The sequence below is a fragment of the Comamonas sp. GB3 AK4-5 genome (assembly GCF_041320665.1).
In the GTDB taxonomy this organism is placed as follows: domain Bacteria; phylum Pseudomonadota; class Gammaproteobacteria; order Burkholderiales; family Burkholderiaceae_C; genus Comamonas.
Map to the genome: position 1 here is coordinate 1,725,574 of NZ_CP166730.1, position 19,905 is coordinate 1,745,478.

At 60.8% G+C, this 19,905-nt stretch carries 13 protein-coding genes, 5 tRNA genes and 2 rRNA genes; 12 read left to right on the forward strand and 8 right to left on the reverse strand.

The features are described from left to right. Window positions 1-26 precede the first annotated feature (26 nt). From ACA027_RS07665 to ACA027_RS07675, 3 genes are all read left to right on the forward strand, one after another. Window positions 27-2,902 (forward strand): 23S ribosomal RNA (locus ACA027_RS07665). Window positions 2,903-3,027: 125 nt separating this feature from the next. Next, window positions 3,028-3,140 (forward strand): 5S ribosomal RNA (gene rrf / locus ACA027_RS07670). A gap of 205 nt (window positions 3,141-3,345) precedes the next feature. Next, window positions 3,346-4,080, forward strand: coding sequence for a 16S rRNA pseudouridine(516) synthase (locus ACA027_RS07675; protein WP_370681805.1), 735 nt, complete (start codon window positions 3,346-3,348; stop codon window positions 4,078-4,080). A 154-nt stretch (window positions 4,081-4,234) separates the two neighbouring features. Here the strand turns inward: ACA027_RS07675 and ACA027_RS07680 are convergent. From ACA027_RS07680 to ACA027_RS07700, 5 genes are all read right to left on the reverse strand, one after another. After that, a tRNA-Leu gene (locus ACA027_RS07680) sits at window positions 4,235-4,319 on the reverse strand. 82 nt (window positions 4,320-4,401) lie between these two features. Then, window positions 4,402-4,486: transfer RNA gene (locus ACA027_RS07685), tRNA-Leu, on the reverse strand. An 82-nt stretch (window positions 4,487-4,568) separates the two neighbouring features. Beyond that, window positions 4,569-4,653: transfer RNA gene (locus ACA027_RS07690), tRNA-Leu, on the reverse strand. 84 nt (window positions 4,654-4,737) lie between these two features. Further along, window positions 4,738-4,822 (reverse strand) — tRNA-Leu (locus ACA027_RS07695). 120 nt (window positions 4,823-4,942) lie between these two features. After that, window positions 4,943-5,027: transfer RNA gene (locus ACA027_RS07700), tRNA-Leu, on the reverse strand. A 34-nt stretch (window positions 5,028-5,061) separates the two neighbouring features. Here ACA027_RS07700 and rnr point away from each other — a divergent pair. Next, window positions 5,062-7,467, forward strand: coding sequence for a ribonuclease R (rnr, locus tag ACA027_RS07705; RefSeq protein WP_370681806.1), 2,406 nt, complete (start codon window positions 5,062-5,064; stop codon window positions 7,465-7,467). 203 nt (window positions 7,468-7,670) lie between these two features. Here rnr and ACA027_RS07710 read toward each other — a convergent pair whose 3' ends face one another. The 3 genes from ACA027_RS07710 to ACA027_RS07720 all read right to left on the reverse strand — a co-directional run bounded on the left by ACA027_RS07710 (window position 7,671) and on the right by ACA027_RS07720 (window position 12,160). Then, window positions 7,671-9,230, reverse strand: coding sequence for an NAD(P)H-hydrate dehydratase (locus ACA027_RS07710; protein ID WP_370681807.1), 1,560 nt, complete (start codon window positions 9,228-9,230; stop codon window positions 7,671-7,673). A gap of 241 nt (window positions 9,231-9,471) precedes the next feature. After that, a complete protein-coding gene (locus ACA027_RS07715) occupies window positions 9,472-10,740 on the reverse strand; it encodes an FAD-dependent oxidoreductase (RefSeq protein ID WP_370681808.1) in 1,269 nt (422 codons plus the stop codon). Between the two features lie 46 nt (window positions 10,741-10,786). Further along, on the reverse strand, window positions 10,787-12,160 hold the full coding sequence (locus tag ACA027_RS07720; protein WP_370681809.1) for an amidase: 1,374 nt from the start codon (window positions 12,158-12,160) through the stop codon (window positions 10,787-10,789). A 237-nt stretch (window positions 12,161-12,397) separates the two neighbouring features. Here ACA027_RS07720 and rpsB point away from each other — a divergent pair, with 237 nt between their 5' ends. The 8 genes from rpsB (at window position 12,398) to rseP (ending at window position 19,864) form a co-directional block, all read left to right on the forward strand. After that, the gene (gene rpsB, locus ACA027_RS07725) at window positions 12,398-13,150 is read left to right on the forward strand and encodes a 30S ribosomal protein S2 (protein WP_370681810.1); all 753 of its coding nucleotides are present in this window, start codon (window positions 12,398-12,400) and stop codon (window positions 13,148-13,150) included. A 105-nt stretch (window positions 13,151-13,255) separates the two neighbouring features. Further along, window positions 13,256-14,149: a translation elongation factor Ts gene (gene tsf / locus ACA027_RS07730; protein ID WP_370681811.1), complete on the forward strand. Its 894-nt coding sequence runs from the start codon at window positions 13,256-13,258 to the stop codon at window positions 14,147-14,149. A gap of 73 nt (window positions 14,150-14,222) precedes the next feature. Then, a complete protein-coding gene (pyrH, locus tag ACA027_RS07735) occupies window positions 14,223-14,945 on the forward strand; it encodes a UMP kinase (RefSeq protein WP_370681812.1) in 723 nt (240 codons plus the stop codon). A 62-nt stretch (window positions 14,946-15,007) separates the two neighbouring features. Then, the gene (frr, locus tag ACA027_RS07740; RefSeq protein WP_370681813.1) at window positions 15,008-15,568 is read left to right on the forward strand and encodes a ribosome recycling factor; all 561 of its coding nucleotides are present in this window, start codon (window positions 15,008-15,010) and stop codon (window positions 15,566-15,568) included. A 30-nt stretch (window positions 15,569-15,598) separates the two neighbouring features. Further along, complete coding sequence (gene uppS, locus ACA027_RS07745) at window positions 15,599-16,330, forward strand: polyprenyl diphosphate synthase (protein WP_370681814.1); 732 nt, start codon at window positions 15,599-15,601, stop codon at window positions 16,328-16,330. Window positions 16,331-16,344: 14 nt separating this feature from the next. After that, window positions 16,345-17,196, forward strand: coding sequence for a phosphatidate cytidylyltransferase (locus tag ACA027_RS07750; RefSeq protein WP_370681815.1), 852 nt, complete (start codon window positions 16,345-16,347; stop codon window positions 17,194-17,196). Beyond that, window positions 17,196-18,371, forward strand: a complete 1,176-nt coding sequence (gene ispC, locus ACA027_RS07755; protein ID WP_370681816.1) for a 1-deoxy-D-xylulose-5-phosphate reductoisomerase — start codon at window positions 17,196-17,198, stop codon at window positions 18,369-18,371. The genes ACA027_RS07750 and ispC overlap by 1 nt, the downstream gene beginning before the upstream one ends. Window positions 18,372-18,514: 143 nt before the next feature. Then, the gene (gene rseP, locus ACA027_RS07760; RefSeq protein ID WP_370681817.1) at window positions 18,515-19,864 is read left to right on the forward strand and encodes an RIP metalloprotease RseP; all 1,350 of its coding nucleotides are present in this window, start codon (window positions 18,515-18,517) and stop codon (window positions 19,862-19,864) included. Window positions 19,865-19,905: the final 41 nt, after the last annotated feature.

Consider the following 19,905-nt stretch of genomic DNA (forward strand, 5'->3'; position numbering starts at 1 on the left):
TCTAGCGATAGAGGTCAAAGTTATAGGGTCAAGTGACTAAGAGCATGTGGTGGATGCCTTGGCGATTACAGGCGACGAAAGACGTGATAGCCTGCGATAAGCTTCGGGGAGCTGGCAAATAAGCTTTGATCCGGAGATTTCTGAATGGGGAAACCCACCCGCAAGGGTATCGCATACTGAATACATAGGTATGCGAGGCGAACCTGGAGAACTGAAACATCTAAGTACCCAGAGGAAAAGACATCAACCGAGATTCCGATAGTAGTGGCGAGCGAATTCGGAACAGCCTTCTAGTGATAGTCGATTGGTTAACAAAACGGAATGGAAAGTCCGGCCATAGTGGGTGATAGCCCCGTATGTGAAAACCGAACGGTGGTACTAAGCTAGAGAAAAGTAGGGCGGGGCACGAGAAACCTTGTCTGAATATGGGGGGACCATCCTCCAAGGCTAAATACTCGTAATCGACCGATAGTGAACCAGTACCGTGAGGGAAAGGCGAAAAGAACCCCGGGAGGGGAGTGAAATAGATCCTGAAACCGCATGCTTACAAAAAGTAGGAGCCCTAAGGGGTGACTGCGTACCTTTTGTATAATGGGTCAGCGACTTACATTCAGTGGCAAGCTTAACCGAATAGGGGAGGCGTAGAGAAATCGAGTCCGAATAGGGCGTCCAGTCGCTGGGTGTAGACCCGAAACCAAGTGATCTATCCATGGCCAGGATGAAGGTGCCGTAACAGGTACTGGAGGTCCGAACCGACTGATGTTGCAAAATCAGCGGATGAGCTGTGGATAGGGGTGAAAGGCTAAACAAACTTGGAAATAGCTGGTTCTCTCCGAAAACTATTTAGGTAGTGCCTCAAGTATTACCGTCGGGGGTAGAGCACTGTTTAGGCTAGGGGGTCATGGCGACTTACCAAACCTATGCAAACTCCGAATACCGACGAGTACAGCTTGGGAGACAGAGCACCGGGTGCTAACGTCCGGACTCAAGAGGGAAACAACCCAGACCGCCAGCTAAGGTCCCTAAAATTGGCTAAGTGGGAAACGAAGTGGGAAGGCTAAAACAGTCAGGATGTTGGCTTAGAAGCAGCCATCATTTAAAGAAAGCGTAATAGCTCACTGATCGAGTCGTCCTGCGCGGAAGATGTAACGGGGCTAAGCCAGTTACCGAAGCTGCGGATGTGCAATTTATTGCACGTGGTAGGAGAGCGTTCTGTAAGCCTGTGAAGGTGCCTGGAGACGGGTGCTGGAGGTATCAGAAGTGCGAATGCTGACATGAGTAGCGTTAAAGGGGGTGAAAAGCCCCCTCGCCGTAAGCGCAAGGTTTCCTACGCAACGTTCATCGGCGTAGGGTGAGTCGGCCCCTAAGGCGAGGCAGAGATGCGTAGCTGATGGGAAACAGGTCAATATTCCTGTACCGATCAATAGTGCGATGTGGGGACGGAGAAGGTTAGCTCAGCCAACTGTTGGATATGTTGGTTCAAGCCTGTAGTCGTGCCTGGTAGGCAAATCCGCCGGGCTTAGATGAGGGGTGATAACGAGTGTGCTTGCACACGAAGTGAGTGATACCCTGCTTCCAGGAAAAGCCACTAAGCTTCAGCTATTGACGACCGTACCGCAAACCGACACTGGTGCGCGAGATGAGTATTCTAAGGCGCTTGAGAGAACTCAGGAGAAGGAACTCGGCAAATTGATACCGTAACTTCGGGAGAAGGTATGCCCCAAGTAAGTGAAGTTGAACAAACGGAGCTAAAAGGGGTTGCAAAAAATCGGTGGCTGCGACTGTTTAATAAAAACACAGCACTCTGCAAACACGAAAGTGGACGTATAGGGTGTGACGCCTGCCCGGTGCTGGAAGATTAAATGATGGGGTGCAAGCTCTTGATTGAAGTCCCAGTAAACGGCGGCCGTAACTATAACGGTCCTAAGGTAGCGAAATTCCTTGTCGGGTAAGTTCCGACCTGCACGAATGGCGTAACGATGGCCACACTGTCTCCTCCTGAGACTCAGCGAAGTTGAAATGTTTGTGATGATGCAATCTCCCCGCGGAAAGACGGAAAGACCCCATGAACCTTTACTGTAGCTTTGTATTGGACTTTGAACGGATCTGTGTAGGATAGGTGGGAGGCTTTGAAGCCAGGACGCTAGTTCTGGTGGAGCCAACGTTGAAATACCACCCTGGTGCGTTTGAGGTTCTAACCTAGGTCCATTATCTGGATCGGGGACAGTGCATGGTAGGCAGTTTGACTGGGGCGGTCTCCTCCCAAAGCGTAACGGAGGAGTTCGAAGGTACGCTAGTTACGGTCGGACATCGTGACGATAGTGCAATGGCATAAGCGTGCTTAACTGCGAGACTGACAAGTCGAGCAGATGCGAAAGCAGGACATAGTGATCCGGTGGTTCTGTATGGAAGGGCCATCGCTCAACGGATAAAAGGTACTCTGGGGATAACAGGCTGATACCGCCCAAGAGTTCATATCGACGGCGGTGTTTGGCACCTCGATGTCGGCTCATCTCATCCTGGGGCTGTAGTCGGTCCCAAGGGTATGGCTGTTCGCCATTTAAAGAGGTACGTGAGCTGGGTTTAAAACGTCGTGAGACAGTTTGGTCCCTATCTTCCGTGGGCGTTGCAGATTTGAGGAAGCCTGCTCCTAGTACGAGAGGACCGGAGTGGACACACCTCTGGTGTACCTGTTGTCACGCCAGTGGCATCGCAGGGTAGCTACGTGTGGAAGAGATAACCGCTGAAAGCATCTAAGCGGGAAACTCGTTTCAAGATGAGATCTGCCGGGGCCCTGAGCCCCCTGAAGGGTCGTTGTAGACCACGACGTTGATAGGCTGGGTGTGGAAGCGCAGTAATGCGTTAAGCTAACCAGTACTAATTGCCCGAGAGGCTTGACCCTATAACTTTGACTGCCATGCAGTTCAGACTAGTTATGCCAAGTTTTACGCAATCAAGATAATCGCTGATTAAAGACTCTATGAATTTGAGTTGTAGATAGGAATATCTGCAGCTTTACAAGTTATGCCTGATGACCATAGCGATTTGGTACCACTCCTTCCCATCCCGAACAGGACAGTGAAACGAATTTGCGCCGATGATAGTGCGGGTTCCCGTGTGAAAGTAGGTCATCGTCAGGCTCTTACAAGCGCAACACCCCCAGCTCTCGCAAGAGGCTGGGGGTTTTGTCTTGTGTGCTGCAGTGAAATCAATAGCATCTGCAGCATGCCACATCTGGCTTTAGTGTGAAAATTCTTGGAAAGCCTGGGTAGGCGCGTTGGGTGTGCTACGGCTTTTGAATGTGCTATCAAGGATTGCTAAGAGCAATCGTGCAAGGTAATCGTTATGCAGTTGCAAGATATTCTGTACTCCCAGGGTTTTGGTATTCGCCGTGTGTGTTCCGGCCTGGTGCAGCAAGGCTGGGTCGAGGTGTGCGTGGATGGTGAGATGCAGCGCACCACGGACTCCACGCTGGATCTGGAGCCGGAGGGGTTGAAATTCCGCGTGCAGGGTGTGGATTGGGAATATCACGAAAAAGGCTATGTGCTGCTGTACAAGCCGGCGGGCACGGAATGCTCGCAAAAGCCCTCGGCCCATCCCAGTATTTACACCTTGCTGCCCGCACCGCTGCGCCAGCGGCCGAGCAAGAATGCCATCCAGGGTCTGCAGGCCGTGGGGCGTCTGGACCAGGATACGACGGGTCTGCTGCTGCTCAGCGATGATGGCCAGTTTATCCATCGCATGAGCTCTCCCAAAAAGCATGTGTCCAAGGTGTACCGGGTGACGGCCAAGCACGCGGTGACGGCGCAAATGGTTGAGCGCTTGTTGGCGGGCGTGGTGCTGGACGATGACCCCAAACCTGTGCGCGCGGCGGCCTGTGTGCAGGTGGATGAGTGCACCATCGATTTGACGCTGACGGAAGGAAAGTACCACCAGGTCAAGCGCATGTTGGCGGCCGTTGGCAACCGTGTGGAGTCTCTGCACCGTTGGAAGATTGGCGGCCTGGAGCTGCCGGAGACCATGCAGCCTGGTCAGTGGCGCTGGTTGGCGGCTGCTGATTTGGAGCTGCTGCGCGCTTAATGCTCTAGGGCGCAGTGCCCTGTATTCGTCCCCTAAAAAAGCCCATGTCTGTAACTGCAGGCATGGGCTTTTTGTTTTGTTCTCAAGGCGTGCTGGGGATCTTCAGCGGGAGAAAACAAAAAAGGCAGTTGTCGAAACAACTGCCTGATGTGTTTGGTGCCCAGGAGAGGACTCGAACCTCCACGGAATTACCCGCTAGTACCTGAAACTAGTGCGTCTACCAATTCCGCCACCTGGGCAAAGAAAAACTGTTTAACAAGGGCGTGGTAGCGCCAACAGTTTGACTTGCTGCACATGCCAGCGCATGTGCTTTCGATTTTTTGGTGCCCAGGAGAGGACTCGAACCTCCACGGAATTACCCGCTAGTACCTGAAACTAGTGCGTCTACCAATTCCGCCACCTGGGCAAAGGCAAACCGTTTTACAAGGGCGTGGTAGCGCCGGCGATTTGACTTGCTGCACACCTAGGAGATGTGCGATTGAATTTTTTGGTGCCCAGGAGAGGACTCGAACCTCCACGGAGTTACCCGCTAGTACCTGAAACTAGTGCGTCTACCAATTCCGCCACCTGGGCATAGGCAAACTTTGCAATGATGAATGAACAGCACACAAAATTTTGCCTAAAGAGGGCTGCAGAAAATACAGCCATCCCAAAATTTGGTGCCCAGGAGAGGACTCGAACCTCCACGGAGTTACCCGCTAGTACCTGAAACTAGTGCGTCTACCAATTCCGCCACCTGGGCTTATCTGCTCTTCCAAGCAGATGCTTTTCCTAAAGCGTATCCTTATCTACGCAAAACATGATCATTGTGGTAGCAATGAGCCTTGTTTTTACGAAAACCAGAGCTGGTTGTCGTTAAACTTGGTGCCCAGGAGAGGACTCGAACCTCCACGGAGTTACCCGCTAGTACCTGAAACTAGTGCGTCTACCAATTCCGCCACCTGGGCGCCTCAGGAAAGACTGAAATTGTATAGTAAAAAAATGAACCTCCGCGCAAAGACAGCCAATTTGTCGAAAGAAATTGAAGGCACAGTGCAGGGGCATCGTGACGGTCATGGCTTCCTCCTGCGGGATGACGGCGAAGGCGACATCTTTCTTCCTCCTAATGAGATGCGTGCGGTGCTGCACAAAGACCAGGTGCGCGTGCGCATAGTGGGCCAGGACCGTCGTGGCCGCCCGGAAGGCCATGTGCTGGAGATTGTGGAGCGGCCCACCAAGACGCTGATCGGCCGCCTGCTGCAGGAAAGCGGTGTCTGGTTGGTGGCGCCTGAAGACAAGCGCTATGGGCAGGATGTGTTGGTGCCGGGCACGGCCATTGGCACGGCCAAGGCCGGTCAGGTGGTGGTGGTCGAGCTGACTGAGGCACCGGCTCTGTTTGGTCAGCCCGTGGGGCGTGTGACCGAGGTACTGGGTGAAGTCGATGATGCGGGCATGGAGATAGAGATCGCCGTGCGCAAATACGGCGTGCCCCATGTCTTCAGCGATGCCTGTCTGGCCGAAGCCAAGGCGCTGCCGGACAAGGTGCGCGCTACTGACCGCAAGCACCGTATTGACCTGCGCGATGTGCCCCTGGTCACCATCGACGGTGAAGATGCCCGCGACTTTGACGATGCCGTGTACTGCGAACCTGCCAAGGTGGGGCGCAGCAAGGGCTGGCGTCTGCTGGTGGCGATTGCCGATGTGAGTCACTATGTGCAAAACGGCAATGCCATCGACATTGATGGCTATGAGCGCGCCACCAGCGTGTACTTTCCGCGCCGCGTGATTCCCATGCTGCCGGAAAAGCTCAGCAACGGCTTGTGCTCGCTCAACCCCGATGTGGACCGTTTGTGCATGGTCTGCGACATGCTGATCACCTCCAAGGGCGAGCTGCATGCCTACCAGTTCTACCCTGGGGTTATGCACAGCCATGCGCGCTTTACCTATACCGAGGTGGCCGCCATTCTGTCCAACACCCGTGGCCCCGAGGCTGCGCAGCGCAAGGAGCGGGTGCAGGATTTGCTGAACCTGCACGATGTGTACCGCGCCCTGCTGCAGGCCCGCCATGCCCGCGGTGCGGTGGATTTCGACACGGTGGAGACGCAGATCGTTTGCGACGACAACGGCCGCATTGAAAAAATCGTGCCCCGCACGCGTAATGACGCTCACCGCCTGATTGAAGAGGCCATGTTGGCCGCCAATGTGTGCTCGGCCGATTTCATTGAGCAAAGCGGTCAGAACGGCCTGTACCGCGTGCATGACCGGCCTTCAATGGAGAAAATCGAGATTCTGCGCGGCTATCTCAAGGCCATGGGTGTGGCCATGTCGGTCAGCGACACGCCGCATCCGCGCGAGTTTCAGGCCATTGCCGACGCCACGAAGGACAGGCCTGATTCCCAGCAGATCCACACCATGCTGCTGCGCACCATGATGCAGGCTTTCTACACGCCCGAGAACAACGGCCACTTTGGTCTGGCGTTCGAGGCTTATACCCACTTCACCAGCCCTATCCGCCGCTATCCGGACTTGCTGGTGCACCGTGTCATCAAGGCCACCTTGAACGATGCGCGCTACCGCCTGCCTGTGTTGCCCACGCCGGGCGAGGCCCAGGCCAAGCTGGCCAAGCGCCTTGCATCGCGCGTGGTGGAGCCACGGCAAAAGCCGCTCAACCGTGCCGCCCAGGCCGAGTTGCAGGGCTGGGAAGCCGCTGGCCTGCATTGCAGCGCCAACGAGCGCCGTGCCGATGAGGCCAGCCGCGACGTGGAGGCCTGGCTCAAGTGCAAATACATGCGCGACCACCTGGGCGAGGAGTTTGCCGGCACGGTGTCATCGGTGACCACCTTTGGCATCTTCGTCACGCTGGATGCCATGTATGTGGAAGGCCTGGTGCATATCACCGAGCTGGGTGGCGACTACTTCCGCTTTGACGAGGCCCGCCAGGAGCTGCGTGGTGAGCGCACCGGCATCCGCTACACCATAGGTACCCGCATGCGCGTGCAGGTCAGCCGGGTGGATCTGGATGGTCGCAAGATCGACTTCCGCATCGTGCACGACGAAGACGAGCTCGCCCAGCGTGCCCCCACGCGCAACCGCGCTGGCAAGCGGGCCCGCCGTGAAGAAGTCGATGTGCAGGATACGGATGAGGGCGTGTTTGTGCCCAATGCCCGCGGTGAGGCTGGTGCGGAGCGGGTACAACCCCAGGCTAAGGGGCAGCGCCGTGACGCACAGCGCGCCCATCGCAAACCCGAGCGCTCAGCCCAGGGCCAGGGGGCCGCAGCACCCGCTGCGTCCTCGGTCGATCAGCCCGGTGGGCGTGGGGCGGCGCGTGATGCAGCCATGCCAGCCAAGGCCGCGCCACGCAAGGGTGTGAAGAGCGGCAAGGTGGGCAAGCGCAAGCCGGCACGCTGAACGCAGAAGCAGTAAAAACAAGAGCGCCTATAGCGCGTTGTGCAAGGGATTCAGATGCTTAGGGCTCTGAATCCCTTTTTTGATAGACATTCGCTGCTCACTAATCAGCATGTTTCACACGCAGCGCAGCAGGGCATCAGTTGTGCAGGTGTGAAAACATGCATCTATGAATATGGCTGCTGTTTTGTGGGGCCCGTGTTCACTTATGCACAGCGTGCCAGTGCGCTGGCAGTCAATGGCAGGTGGGCCGGCCAGGTGTCAGCCAGATGGCCGTGCTGCCATACCGCCCATTGGGCGGCGGTGTGGGCGGGCAGGCCGGCAGCCCAGGCGGCCGCTACCATGCCGGCCAACACGTCACCAGTGCCGCCTGTGGCCAGGAGGGCATTGCCGCTGGTGTTGATGCAGGGCAACTGGTGCGGGCTGTGGATGATGCTGCCCGAGCCTTTGAGGACCACGGTGCTGTAGGTCTGTTGGGCCAGGGCGTGCGCGGCCTCCAGGCGGTTGGCCTGCACATCGTCGGTGTGCAGGTCCAGCATGCGAGCGGCTTCCAGCGGATGGGGGGTGAGAATGGTCTGCAGCCCGATATGGGCGCGGCTGGCCAGCAGGCGTTGCAGGTGGCTGTCGGCCGCAATGGCATTCAGTGCATCGGCATCCAGCACTAGGCGGTGGGCCTGCTCCAGCACCTGGGGCAGCACGGCGGCCACGGCCTGGCCGCCACCACAGCCGCACACCACCACGCCCTGGTCCCAGCGCAGGGCCTCTATGCGGCGCAGCATCAGCTCGGGCTGCTCGGGGAGCAGCTTGCAGTTGCCGCCATCCAGCAGGGTCAGCATGACGCGGCCTGCGCCCTGGTGCAGGGCGGCGGTGGCTGCCAGCACGGCGGCGCCCCCCATGCCCATGCCGCGCAGCGCAAGGCCTTCCCCCCCGATCACGGTCACATCGCCAAAACGGCCTTTGTGGCTGTCGTGGGGACGGCTGCGCCGGGACATGGGGCCGCCTAGCAATGCGCTGGGGCGTTGCTGGCAGAGCAGGCCGGGCTCCACGCCCAGAGGGGCCCACCACACGGTACCGGCAGCGTCGCGGCCCTGGCTGGTGAACAGGCCGGGTTTGAGGGTCAGAAAGCTCAGCGTATGGCGTGCGCTGTGTGGCGGGTGTTCAAAACCCAGGCCGGGCAGGTAGCGGCCGGTGTCGGCGTTCAGGCCGGAGGGCAGGTCGGCGCACAGCACCGGGGCTGGGCTTTGGTAGAGCGTTTGCAGCAGTTGGTTGAGCGGGCTGTCACCGGGGTCATGGCTGCGGTGGGCGGTGGCGCCAATGCCGAGCAGGGCGTCGATGGCCAGGTCCTGCGGGCCCAGCGGCGGTGGGGCTGTGTCCAGCAATTGCACGCCAGCCTGCTGCGCGGCCCGCCACGCGGCGAGGGTGTCAGGGCTGCAATCCTCGGGCGTGCCCAGCCAGTGGGCGCTGGTGGTGTAGCCCGCGGTTTGCAAGGCAGCGGCGGCTTGCAGGCCGTCGCCGCCGTTGTTGCCGGGGCCGCAGGCCACCCACACCTGGCGGGCATGTGGGGCCAGCGCTTGCCCCAGCTGGGCCAGGACGAGCCCGGCGCGCTGCATCAACCGGGGTTGTGGGTTGGCGGCCAGGGCCTGGGCTTCAATCAGGCGGGTGGCCGCGGTGTCGTGCAAGGGGTGGCCGCCGGCTGCGCGCAACAGGGTTGGCAGGCGGGCTGGCAGGGAAGGGGTGAGCGAAAGAGGCGGGACGATCACTGACATGGCCGCAGTGTGCATGGACAAGCGGTGTGTGCTGGCCGTTTTTGTGGCAAAAGGCCAACGCGATATGCGCAGGCCTCAGGCCAAGCAGAAGTCCTTGAATGTGAATGAAAACAGCCGGAAATGCAGAGCTTGTGGGCTTGTGCTGCTCTTTTTTGTGGAGCGAGTCGGCTGCGGTCCGCGGCCGTTTCTGTAATGGTGACGGAGTGTGAGCAAAGCCCCGGGCTGGCCCCGGGGTCGATGTTTAAGGCTCGAAGCGCAGCGGTGATAGCGCTTGGACTTCGGTGGGAACATCGCGCCCGGCAATCTGGTCTGCCAGGATGCGTGCGCAGCCATTGGCCAGGGCTGCGCCGTGGGCGCCGTGGCCCAGGTTGAACCAGATGCCGCTTTGGGTCGTGCGTCCCAGCAGTGGCAAGCCGTCGGGCAAGGTGCCGCGTGTGCCGCGCCAGATTTGCACCTGGGGTGAAGACAGCTGGGCTGCACCCGGATACCAGTCGTTGAGGGTGCGGTACATGCGGGCCAGGGTGTCCTGGTTGTAGGCATCGGGCGCGGTGCCCAGCTCGGCGCCACCGCTGATGCGCAGGCGCTGGCCGATGCGGCTGATCACCAATTGCTGGGCCCAGTCCAATGCCGCTGCCTGGGGGGCGTAGCAGGGGTCGCGCAGCGGGGCGCTGATGGTGTAGCCATGTACGGGCATCAGCGGCAGGCGCAGGCCGCTGCAGTCCAGCAGCGCAGGAGACGCTCCGGTGCAGACCACCACGGCATCATGCAGATGGGCAGCGCTGTCGCCTTCCAGAAGCAGGTGAACCTGTTTGCCCACGCTTTGGACGCTGCGCACGGTGGCATTCGACTGCAGTTGCACGCCGCGTTGCAAGGCAAGCTGGCGCAGCTGCTGCGTCCATTGGCGGCAGTTGATGGTCTCGCCCTCGGGCAGGTGCAGGGCGCCGGCCAGAGGTGCTTCAGGGCTGAGCCCGGGTTCCACGGCGCGCACGGCATCGGCTGGTAGCAGCTGGGCGCGCACGTCCAAGGTGCCCAGGGCTTGCAGCAGCGGCTGCATGCTTTGCATGTCCTGCGTGCTGCGCAGCAGCACCAGATGGCTCTGGTGGCTTTCGGTGCTCAGCTCATGGGCGGCACTGATGTCATGGCGCAGTACCTGGCTGAAGGCGCTGAGCTGCTCCAGGGCGCTGGCGGCGGGGTTGTGCAGGCCTTGGGTCTGGCATTGGCGCTCTGCTGCTTTCCAGCGGCGCAGCCAGCGCCAGTTGTGCCCCAGCCAGGGGCCGGGGGCCTCTAGCAAAGCATGTTTGCCGCGCAATTGCTGGCGCAGTGGCAGCGTCCAGCCCGGGGTGGACCAGGGCTGGAGCAGGGTAGGGGTCAGCCAGCCAGCGTTGGCAAAGCTCGCGCCTTCGGCCGCAGCGTTGTGCTGCTCGTAGACCGTGACGCGGTGCCCGTCCTGGGCGAGTTCGTAGGCAGTCGCAATGCCGGCAATGCCGGCGCCGACAATGGCGATGTCCATGGGAGGAAGATTGGCTCCGGGCGGACAATGCCGCCGGCAGTAGGTGTCAATGCGAAAGAAACAGGGATTCTGCCTGCAAAGCGAGGTCCAGGACTACATCATCTTGCAGCATGCTGTGCCATAGCATCACGCCCATAGGCAATTCGCCAGGTATGTGGCAGGGGAGGCTGATGGCGCAGCCGTCGAGTTGGTTGACCACGCTGGTGTTGCGCAGCAGCAGCATATTGCAGCGGGTGAAGGCCGCGTCGCGCTGGGCATCGGCTGCGGAGTCTAGTCCGTCTGCAGGTGCCACTTCGGAAATCAGGGGTGCTGTGATGGGGACGGTGGGCGAGACCATGGCGTCAAACCCTTGCATTGCGGCCTGCATGCGTTGCTGCCAGTCGTGGCGTAGGCGCTGCAACTCTTGGTAGTCGCTGGCGCTGATCAGCGCACCTTTTTCAATGCGGCTGCGCACGCGCGGGTCGTACTGCGCGCCCCGCGTGGCCAGCCGCTCGCGGTGCCAGGCATGGCTTTCGGCAGCCGTCAGGCCTCCGGCGGCGTTGATGCTGGCCAGTTCGGCGGTTTCGGGTAAGTTGATTTCGACCACCTCGGCGCCAGCGGCTCGCAGGCGCTGCAGGCTGCGTTCAAAGGCTGTGGCCACCGCCGGGTCCAGCGCCTGCAGGAAAACCGTGGTGGGTACGGCCAGGCGGCAGCCTTGCAGGGGGCGCTGACCGGTGTGCACCCGGCGTGCGGCCAGGATCTCGTGGGCCAGTATGGCGTCTCGCACGCTGTGGGTAAGGGCGCCCGCGGTGTCCAGTGAAGGCGCCAGCGGGACGGTGCCATCCAATGGCGTCAAGCGGGCCGTGGGCTTGAAGCCCACCAGGCCATTGAGCGCCGCAGGAATGCGAATGGAGCCGCCGGTGTCCGAGCCCAGGGCCAGCCAGGCAGCGCCCGTGGCAACCGATACGGCAGCGCCGGAGGATGAGCCTCCGGGGGCGCGGGGTGGTTGCAGCGGCGTGTGATTTCCATGCAGGGCATCCACGGCGGCCGGTGTGCCGTGGTGCGGGTTGGTGCCCACCCCGGAGTAGGCAAACTCCACCATATGGGTATGGCCCAACAGGCTGGCACCTGCAGCGCGCAAGCGGGCCACTGCCGTGCTGTCGCGTGCGGCGGCGGGCGCGTCGGCCAGAGCGCGGGCGCTGGCCGTGGTGGGGTGGTCTTGTATGTCGAACAAATCCTTGACGGAAACAGCCAGGCCGGCCAACGGGGTGCCGGCAGCGGTCTGGGCCGCGCTGGCGCGGGCGCTGTCGAAAAAAGTGCGCGCAAACACATGGTTGCAGGCGGGAGATTGGGCTGCGGCAATGGAGGCTTCCATCGCCTGGCTGGCCGTGTTGCGGCCTTCGCGCAGTAAAGCGCGGGTGGCAAGAAGATCAGGCTTCATGGGCTGTGCTAAAATCTTTGGGCTTTGCGCAGTGCAGGCTTTGTCTATGGATGGAGCCACACTTTGTTTGGAGTGCTGAAAAGCCGGGAGCCCCAAAAACCGTTTGCGGTTTTTGCAGAGGCTTTTGGCAGGTCGCCAGGCAGTGCAAAGCAAATTGCAAACCAGCTCCCTCAAGGTGTTGTGCCGGTCGGCACAAGTATCGAGCTGGATTTTAGACCCAACCTTTTGGAGTTTTTTATGTCCGTTACCATGCGCGAAATGCTGGAAGCCGGTGTCCACTTCGGTCACCAAACCCGTTTCTGGAATCCCAAGATGGCTCCGTTCATCTTCGGTCACCGCAACAAGATCCACATCGTCAACCTGGAAAAGTCGCTGCCGATGTTCCAGGACGCCCAGAAGTTCGCCAAGCAACTGGCTTCGAACGGCGGCAACATCCTGATGGTGGGTACCAAGCGCCAAGCCCGTGAATTCGTGGCCGAGCAAGCTCAGCGTGCTGGCGTGCCTTATGTGGACCAGCGTTGGTTGGGCGGCATGCTGACCAACTTCAAGACCGTGAAGACCTCCATCAAGCGTCTGAAGGAAATGAAGGCCCAGCAAGAAGCCGGCCTGGAATCCATGTCCAAGAAGGAACAGCTGATGTTCGTGCGCGAACTGGAAAAGCTGGAAAAGGACATCGGCGGTATTCAAGACATGAACACCCTGCCTGACGCCATCTTCGTGATCGACGTGGGCTACCACAAGATCGCCGTGTCCGAAGCCAAGAAGCTGGGCATCCCCCTGATCGGCGTGGTGGACACCAACCACAACCCCGAAGGCATCGACTACGTCATCCCCGGTAACGACGACTCGGCCAAGGCCGTGGAACTGTACGCCCGTGGCATGGCCGACGCCATCCTGGAAGGCCGCGAAGCCCGTTTGAACGAAGTGGCCAAGGCTGCTTCCGGTGAAGGCACCGACGAATTCGTGGAAGTGGAAGAATCCGCTGCCTAATTCCCGGCTGCGCGCTGCGGCGCGATGAAAAAGCGGGGCTCTGGTAGCCCCCTTTTTTTAGCTGGAATCCTGTAGAGAACTGAATACTGAAGACGGAGAAACAAAATGGCTGCAATTACCGCAAGCATGGTCGCTGAACTGCGCGCCAAGACCGACGCCCCCATGATGGAGTGCAAGAAGGCACTGACCGAGGCCGATGGCGACATGGCCAAGGCGGAAGAGCTGCTGCGCGTCAAGCTGGGTACCAAGGCTGGCAAGGCCGCTTCGCGTGTCACGGCCGAAGGCGTGATCGCTGCTTTCATCGACGGTGGCAAGGGCGCCATGATCGAAGTCAACAGCGAAACCGACTTCGTCTCCAAGAACGACAGCTTTCTGGCCATGGCCAGCGCTGCTGCCAAGCTGGTGGCTGCACACAACCCCGCCGACATCGAAGCCCTGGGCGCTCTGGCCTATGAGCAAGACGGTTTCGGTCCCACGCTGGAAGACGTGCGCAAGGGCCTGGTCGGCAAGATCGGCGAGAACATGTCTTTCCGCCGCTTCAAGGCTTTCAATGGCGCTGGCCTGGCTTCCTACGTGCACGGCACCCGCATTGGCGTGGTCGTCGAGTTCGACGGTGACGCCACCGCCGCCAAGGACGTGGCCATGCACGTGGCTGCCATGAAGCCCGTGGCTGTGACCAGCGCCGATGTGCCTGCCGATCTGATCGCCAAGGAACGCGCCGTGGCCGAAGGCAAGGCTGCCGAATCCGGCAAGCCCGCCGACATCGCCGCCAAGATGGTGGAAGGTTCGGTGCAGAAGTTCCTGAAGGAAGTCTCGCTGGCTGACCAGGTCTTCGTGAAGGCTGCCGACGGCAAGCAAACCGTGGCCCAGATGCTCAAGGCTGCCAACACCAATGTGAAGGCATTCACCATGTACGTGGTGGGCGAAGGCATCGAAAAGAAGGTGGACGACTTTGCTGCTGAAGTGGCTGCCCAAGTGGCCGCTGCCAAGGGCGCCTAAGCCCTGACAGCCGCACTGCCGACACAACGACCACATTCCCCTCTCACCTATTTGAATCGAACGGAGTTTCCCCATGTCCCAAGCCAAACCAGCCCACAAGCGCATCCTGCTCAAGCTGTCAGGCGAGGCGCTGATGGGGGATGACCAGTTCGGCATCAACCGCGCCACGATCGAGCGCATGGTCTCCGAGATCGCCGAGGTGACCAAGGTGGGGGTGGAAGTGGCCGTGGTGATCGGTGGCGGCAACATCTTCCGTGGCGTGGCTGGCGGCTCTGCCGGCATGGACCGCGCCACGGCGGATTACATGGGCATGCTGGCCACCGTGATGAACGCGCTGGCCCTGGCGGATGCCATGGACAAGCAAGGCCTGACGGCCCGTGTGATGTCGGCCATCGGCATCGAACAGGTGGTCGAGCCCTATGTGCGCCCCAAGGCGCTGCAATATTTGGAAGAAGGCAAGGTGGTGGTCTTTGCTGCCGGCACCGGCAATCCCTTCTTCACCACCGATACCGCAGCCGCATTGCGTGGCGCGGAAATCGGTGCCGAGGTGGTGCTCAAAGCCACCAAGGTGGACGGTGTGTACACTGCAGACCCCGTCAAAGACCCGAGCGCCACGCGTTACGCCACGCTGTCGTTTGATGAGGCGATTTCGCGCAACCTGGGCATCATGGATGCCACGGCTTTCGCTTTGTGCCGTGACCAGAAGCTGCCCATCCGCGTGTTCTCCATCGTCAAGCCTGGCGCGCTGCTGCGTGTGGTCATGGGTAATGATGAAGGCACCCTGGTGTCCGCTTAATTGCGAAGACCGCGAGCCCGCCCGGTAAGTGCGGGCGGACATTGGCTTCCCGAGGTAAACACATGACGATCGCTGACATCAAGAAGAACACCGAAACCAAGATGGGTCAGTCCATCGAGGCTCTGAAGAACAATCTCTCGCGTATCCGTACCGGCCGCGCCAACCCGCAGCTGCTGGACTCCATCCATGTGGACTACTACGGCTCCATGGTGCCGTTGTCGCAGGTGGCCAATCTGTCGCTGCTGGATTCGCGCACCATCGGTGTGCAGCCCTGGGAAAAGACCATGGCTGCCAAGGTGGAAAAGGCCATCCGCGAAAGCGATCTGGGTCTGAACCCCGCTTCGCTGGGTGACGTGATCCGCGTGCCCATGCCTCCCATGAGCGAAGAGCGCCGCAAGGAAATGACCAAGCTGGCCCGCAACGAAGGCGAATCTTCCAAGGTGGCCATCCGCAATCTGCGCCGCGACGCCAACGAAGGTGTGAAGAAGCTGGTCAAGGACAAGGAGGCCTCGGAAGACGATCAAAAGCGTTCCGAAGCCGAAATCCAGAAATTGACCGATAAGCACATTGCCGAGGTGGACACGCTGGTGACCTCCAAGGAACAGGACATCATGGCCGTCTAAGGCTGGCTGTCGCTGGCTAATCGAGTTCGCATGACAGTCTCTACCGTGGTGCCCCACCACGTCGCCATCGTCATGGATGGCAATGGCCGCTGGGCCACTAAGCGTTTCTTGCCGCGCCTGGCCGGTCACAAGCAGGGCGTGGAATCGCTGCGCCGCTGTGTGCGGGCCTGCATTCAGCGTGGCGTGCGGGTGCTGACGGTGTTTGCCTTCTCCTCGGAAAACTGGAATCGCCCGGCCGAGGAGGTCTCCGGCCTCATGTCCTTGCTGGCCATGGCGCTGGGGCGCGAAGTCCCCAGCCTGTCTGCCGAAGGTGTGCGCCTGCATTTTGTGGGCGACCGCCAGGGCCTGAGCGAGAAGGTGGCTGCCGGCCTGGCCCAGGCCGAGCAATCCACGGCGCACAACGAGCGCCTGGTGCTGAATGTGTGCTTCAACTATGGTGGCCGTTGGGACATTGCCCAGGCCGCCGCCAGCTTGGTTGCACGTGGTGAGCCCATCACCGAGGCCGGCCTGAACGGCGCCATGGCGCTGGCCCATGTGCCCGATCCCGATCTGTTCATCCGCACGGGTGGTGAATACCGCATCAGCAACTTTTTGCTGTGGCAATCGGCCTATGCCGAATTCTTTTTCAGTCCCAGCCTGTGGCCGGACTTTGACGAAGCCGCACTGGATGCGGCATTGCAGGACTATGCCAGCCGCGAGCGGCGCTTTGGTCAGACGTCCGCCCAGATCCAACAAGTGGCCGCATCCCAGGTGCGCGCCTGAAAGGGGAGTGCAGCATGCTCAAGCAGCGTGTGATTACCGCCATGGTCTTGCTGGCCATTTTGTTGCCCGCGCTGTTTGCCAGCTCGCCGTTGCCCTTCACCTTGCTGGTGTTGGTGATGGTGGCGGCCGGCGCTTGGGAATGGGGGCGTTTAAATGGTTTTGGGCAGGCGGCAAGCGTAGCCACCGCGGGTGTTTGCATGGCCTTGTGTGGCCTGGCCTGGCAGCAGGGCTGGGTGGCGCGTGATCTGCGCCTGCTGTGGCTGGCGGCCGGTGTGGCCTGGGTGCTGGGTAGTGTGGCCCTGATCCGCCTGGGTGTACCTGGCTGGGCGCAGATTCCGCGTGCAGTGCGCTGGGCTGGAGGCGTGCTGGCCTTGTGGCTGGCATGGCTGGCCGTGGCCCAGGCGCGCGCCATCGGGGTGAATTTTCTGCTTTCCATCATGGCCCTGGTCTGGGCGGCGGACATCTGCGCCTATTTTGCCGGCCGCCGTTTTGGCCTGAAATTCACGCGCAACAAGTTGGCGCCCGCCATCAGCCCCGGCAAGAGCTGGGAAGGTGTGTGGGGCGGCGTGGCAGGCGTGCTGCTGCTGGCCCTGGTCTGGGTGTTTCTGGACCGCCATTTTGCGGCCAGCGTGCCCAGCTTTTATTCGCAACTGGCCCGGGCGGGCTGGCCCTTGCTGATCGTGGCGGCGGTGTTCATGGCCGCCATGAGCGTGGTGGGGGATTTGATTGAATCGCTGATCAAGCGCAGCGCAGGCGCCAAGGACAGCAGCAATCTGCTGCCGGGCCATGGCGGTGTGCTGGACCGCATCGATGCGCTGCTGCCGACATTGCCGCTGGCCATGATGCTGACCACCTTGGTGTATTGATGAAACAATGTTTGACGGTGCTGGGCTCTACGGGCTCGATTGGCACCAATACCCTGGATGTGGTGCGCCGGCACCGCGAGACCTACGACATCTATGCCCTCAGCGCCTCCACCCAGGTGGAGCTGATGCTGGCGCAATGTGCCGAATTCACACCGCAGTTCGCCGTGATGGCCAGCGCGCCCCATGCGCAGCAACTGGCGGAAAAACTCAAGGCAAATGGGCTTGCAACGCAGGTTCTGCAAGCAAAGAATGCTCTTGAAGAGATAGCGTCTGCCGAGGCGGTGGATGCCGTGATGGGCGCCATTGTCGGTGCGGCCGGCCTGGCGCCTTGCCTGGCGGCGGCGCGTGCTGGCAAGCGCTTGCTGCTGGCCAACAAGGAAGCGCTGGTCGTGGGTGGTGCCTTGTTCATGGACACGGTGCATGCCCATGGCTGTACGCTGCTGCCCATTGACAGTGAGCACTCCGCCATCTTTCAGTGCTTGCCCGAAGACCCCGGCACCTGGGCTGCCCGTGTGGACAGCCTGCTGCTCACGGCCTCGGGCGGGCCTTTCCGCCAACGCGACCCGGCCACGCTGGCCCAGATTACGCCCGATCAGGCCTGTGCCCATCCGAACTTCGCCATGGGTCGCAAGATCTCGGTGGACTCCGCCACCATGATGAACAAGGCGCTGGAGGTGATTGAGGCGCGCTGGTTGTTTGACATGGCGCCGGACCAGATCAAGGTGGTCGTGCATCCGCAGCAGATCATCCACTCCATGGTGCAGTTCAAGGACGCCTCCATCCTGGCCCAGTTGGGCACGCCCGATATGCGTGTGCCCATTGCCTGCGGCCTGGCCTGGCCTGAGCGCATTGCCAGTGGTGTGACGCCGCTGGACTTTGCACAGTTGTCGGCGCTCACATTTGAGGAGGCGGATGCGCAGCGCTTTCCGGGCCTGCACCTGTCCTGGCAGGCATTGAAGGCACCGGAAGGCACGGCCACGGTGCTGAATGCCGCAAACGAGGTGGCGGTGGCCGCTTTCTTGCAAGGCCAGCTGCGTTTTGACCGCATCCACGCCGTGAACCTGTCGGTGCTGGAGGCTGTGGTGCCGTCTTGCCGGCCAGAGTCGGTGGAGGCGCTGATGGCGCTGGACACCGAGGCCCGGGCAGCAGCCACTGCGGCAGTGCAGCGCTGGTGAGCTGGGAATGAAATACCCCTTGCGCCGCTGTGTGTCTTCTTCCTCATTGGCAGCGCCGGTTTCATGGAGCCGCAGCGCCAGGGGGATAGATATGGCGGTTGCTGCAGCCGTTACGCTGAAACCGTCTCAAAAGGAGTGAGCCTGTGCTGACTGTTGTGGCATTTGTGCTGGCCCTGGGCATCTTGATTGCCGTGCACGAGTGGGGGCACTACCGTATGGCAGTGGCCTGCGGCGTCAAGGTGCTGCGTTTCTCGGTGGGTTTTGGCAAGCCCTTGCTGCGCTGGCGGCGGCGCAGCGACAGCACGGAATTTGTGCTGGGTGCCCTGCCCCTGGGGGGCTATGTACGCATGCTGGACGAGCGCGATGGTCCGGTGGATGCGGCAGAGCAGCACCTCGCCTTCAATCGCCAGCCGCTGCGCGCGCGCGCAGCCATTGCGGCAGCAGGGCCTGCTGCCAACCTGGTGCTGGCTGCGCTGCTATACACGATAGTCAATTGGGTGGGCATGCCCCAGCCGCAGGCTGTGCTGGCCACGCCGGTTTCGGGCTCGGTGGCCCAGCTCAGCGGCCTGAAAGGCGCGGAGCGGGTGCTTGCCGTGCAGGTGGGGGAGGGTGATGAAGTTGCGGTGCGCTCCTTTGAGCAGCTGCGCTGGGCGCTGACCCAGGCAGCACTCGAAAAGCAGGATGCCCGCATCACCTGGGTGCTGGTGGGTACATCTGCACAGCACAGCACATTGCTGCCCCTGTCTCAGCTTTCAAACAATGCCCTGGACGGTAATTTGGGTGCCGTCATTGGCGTGCAAATGCCCTGGGCCCCGCCCGTGGTGGAACGTGTGCTGCCGAAGGGAGTGGCCGCTTCCGCAGGGCTGCAGGCCGGAGACACCGTGCGCCAGGCATTTGGCGTGCAGGTGGTGGATGGCACGCAGCTGCGGGAGTTGATTCGCCAGCATCCGGGTCAGTCCAGTGTGTGGGATGTGGAGCGCGAGGGGCGCAAGCTGCAACTGACGCTGGTGCCGGAAGTGGTTCAGGACAAGGACGCGCAGATCGGTCGCGTAGGTGCTTACATTGGCGGCGCCGTTGCCATGGTGACGGTGCGACAGGGGGTGTTGGAAGGGTTGTGGGGCGGCATCACCAAGACCTGGGATATGTCGGTGCTCAGCCTGAAAATGATGGGGCGCATGCTGATTGGCCAGGCTTCGCTGAAGAACCTCAGCGGCCCATTGACCATTGCCGATTACGCCGGGAAGTCGGCCGGCATGGGGCTGCTGCAGTACATTGCATTTTTGGCTTTGATCAGCGTCAGCCTGGGTGTGCTGAACCTGTTGCCGGTGCCGGTGCTGGATGGTGGGCACCTGATGTATTATCTCTGGGAGGGAATCATAGGCCGCCCAGTCACTGAATTGTGGATGGAGCGGCTGCAGCGCGTTGGCGTCAGCGTGCTTCTTGTCATGATGTGCATCGCTTTTTTTAACGACATCAGCCGCTTATTGGGCTAAATTTACGGCCTTCCAGATTCTGGCGGCGTTCGATTTCATTC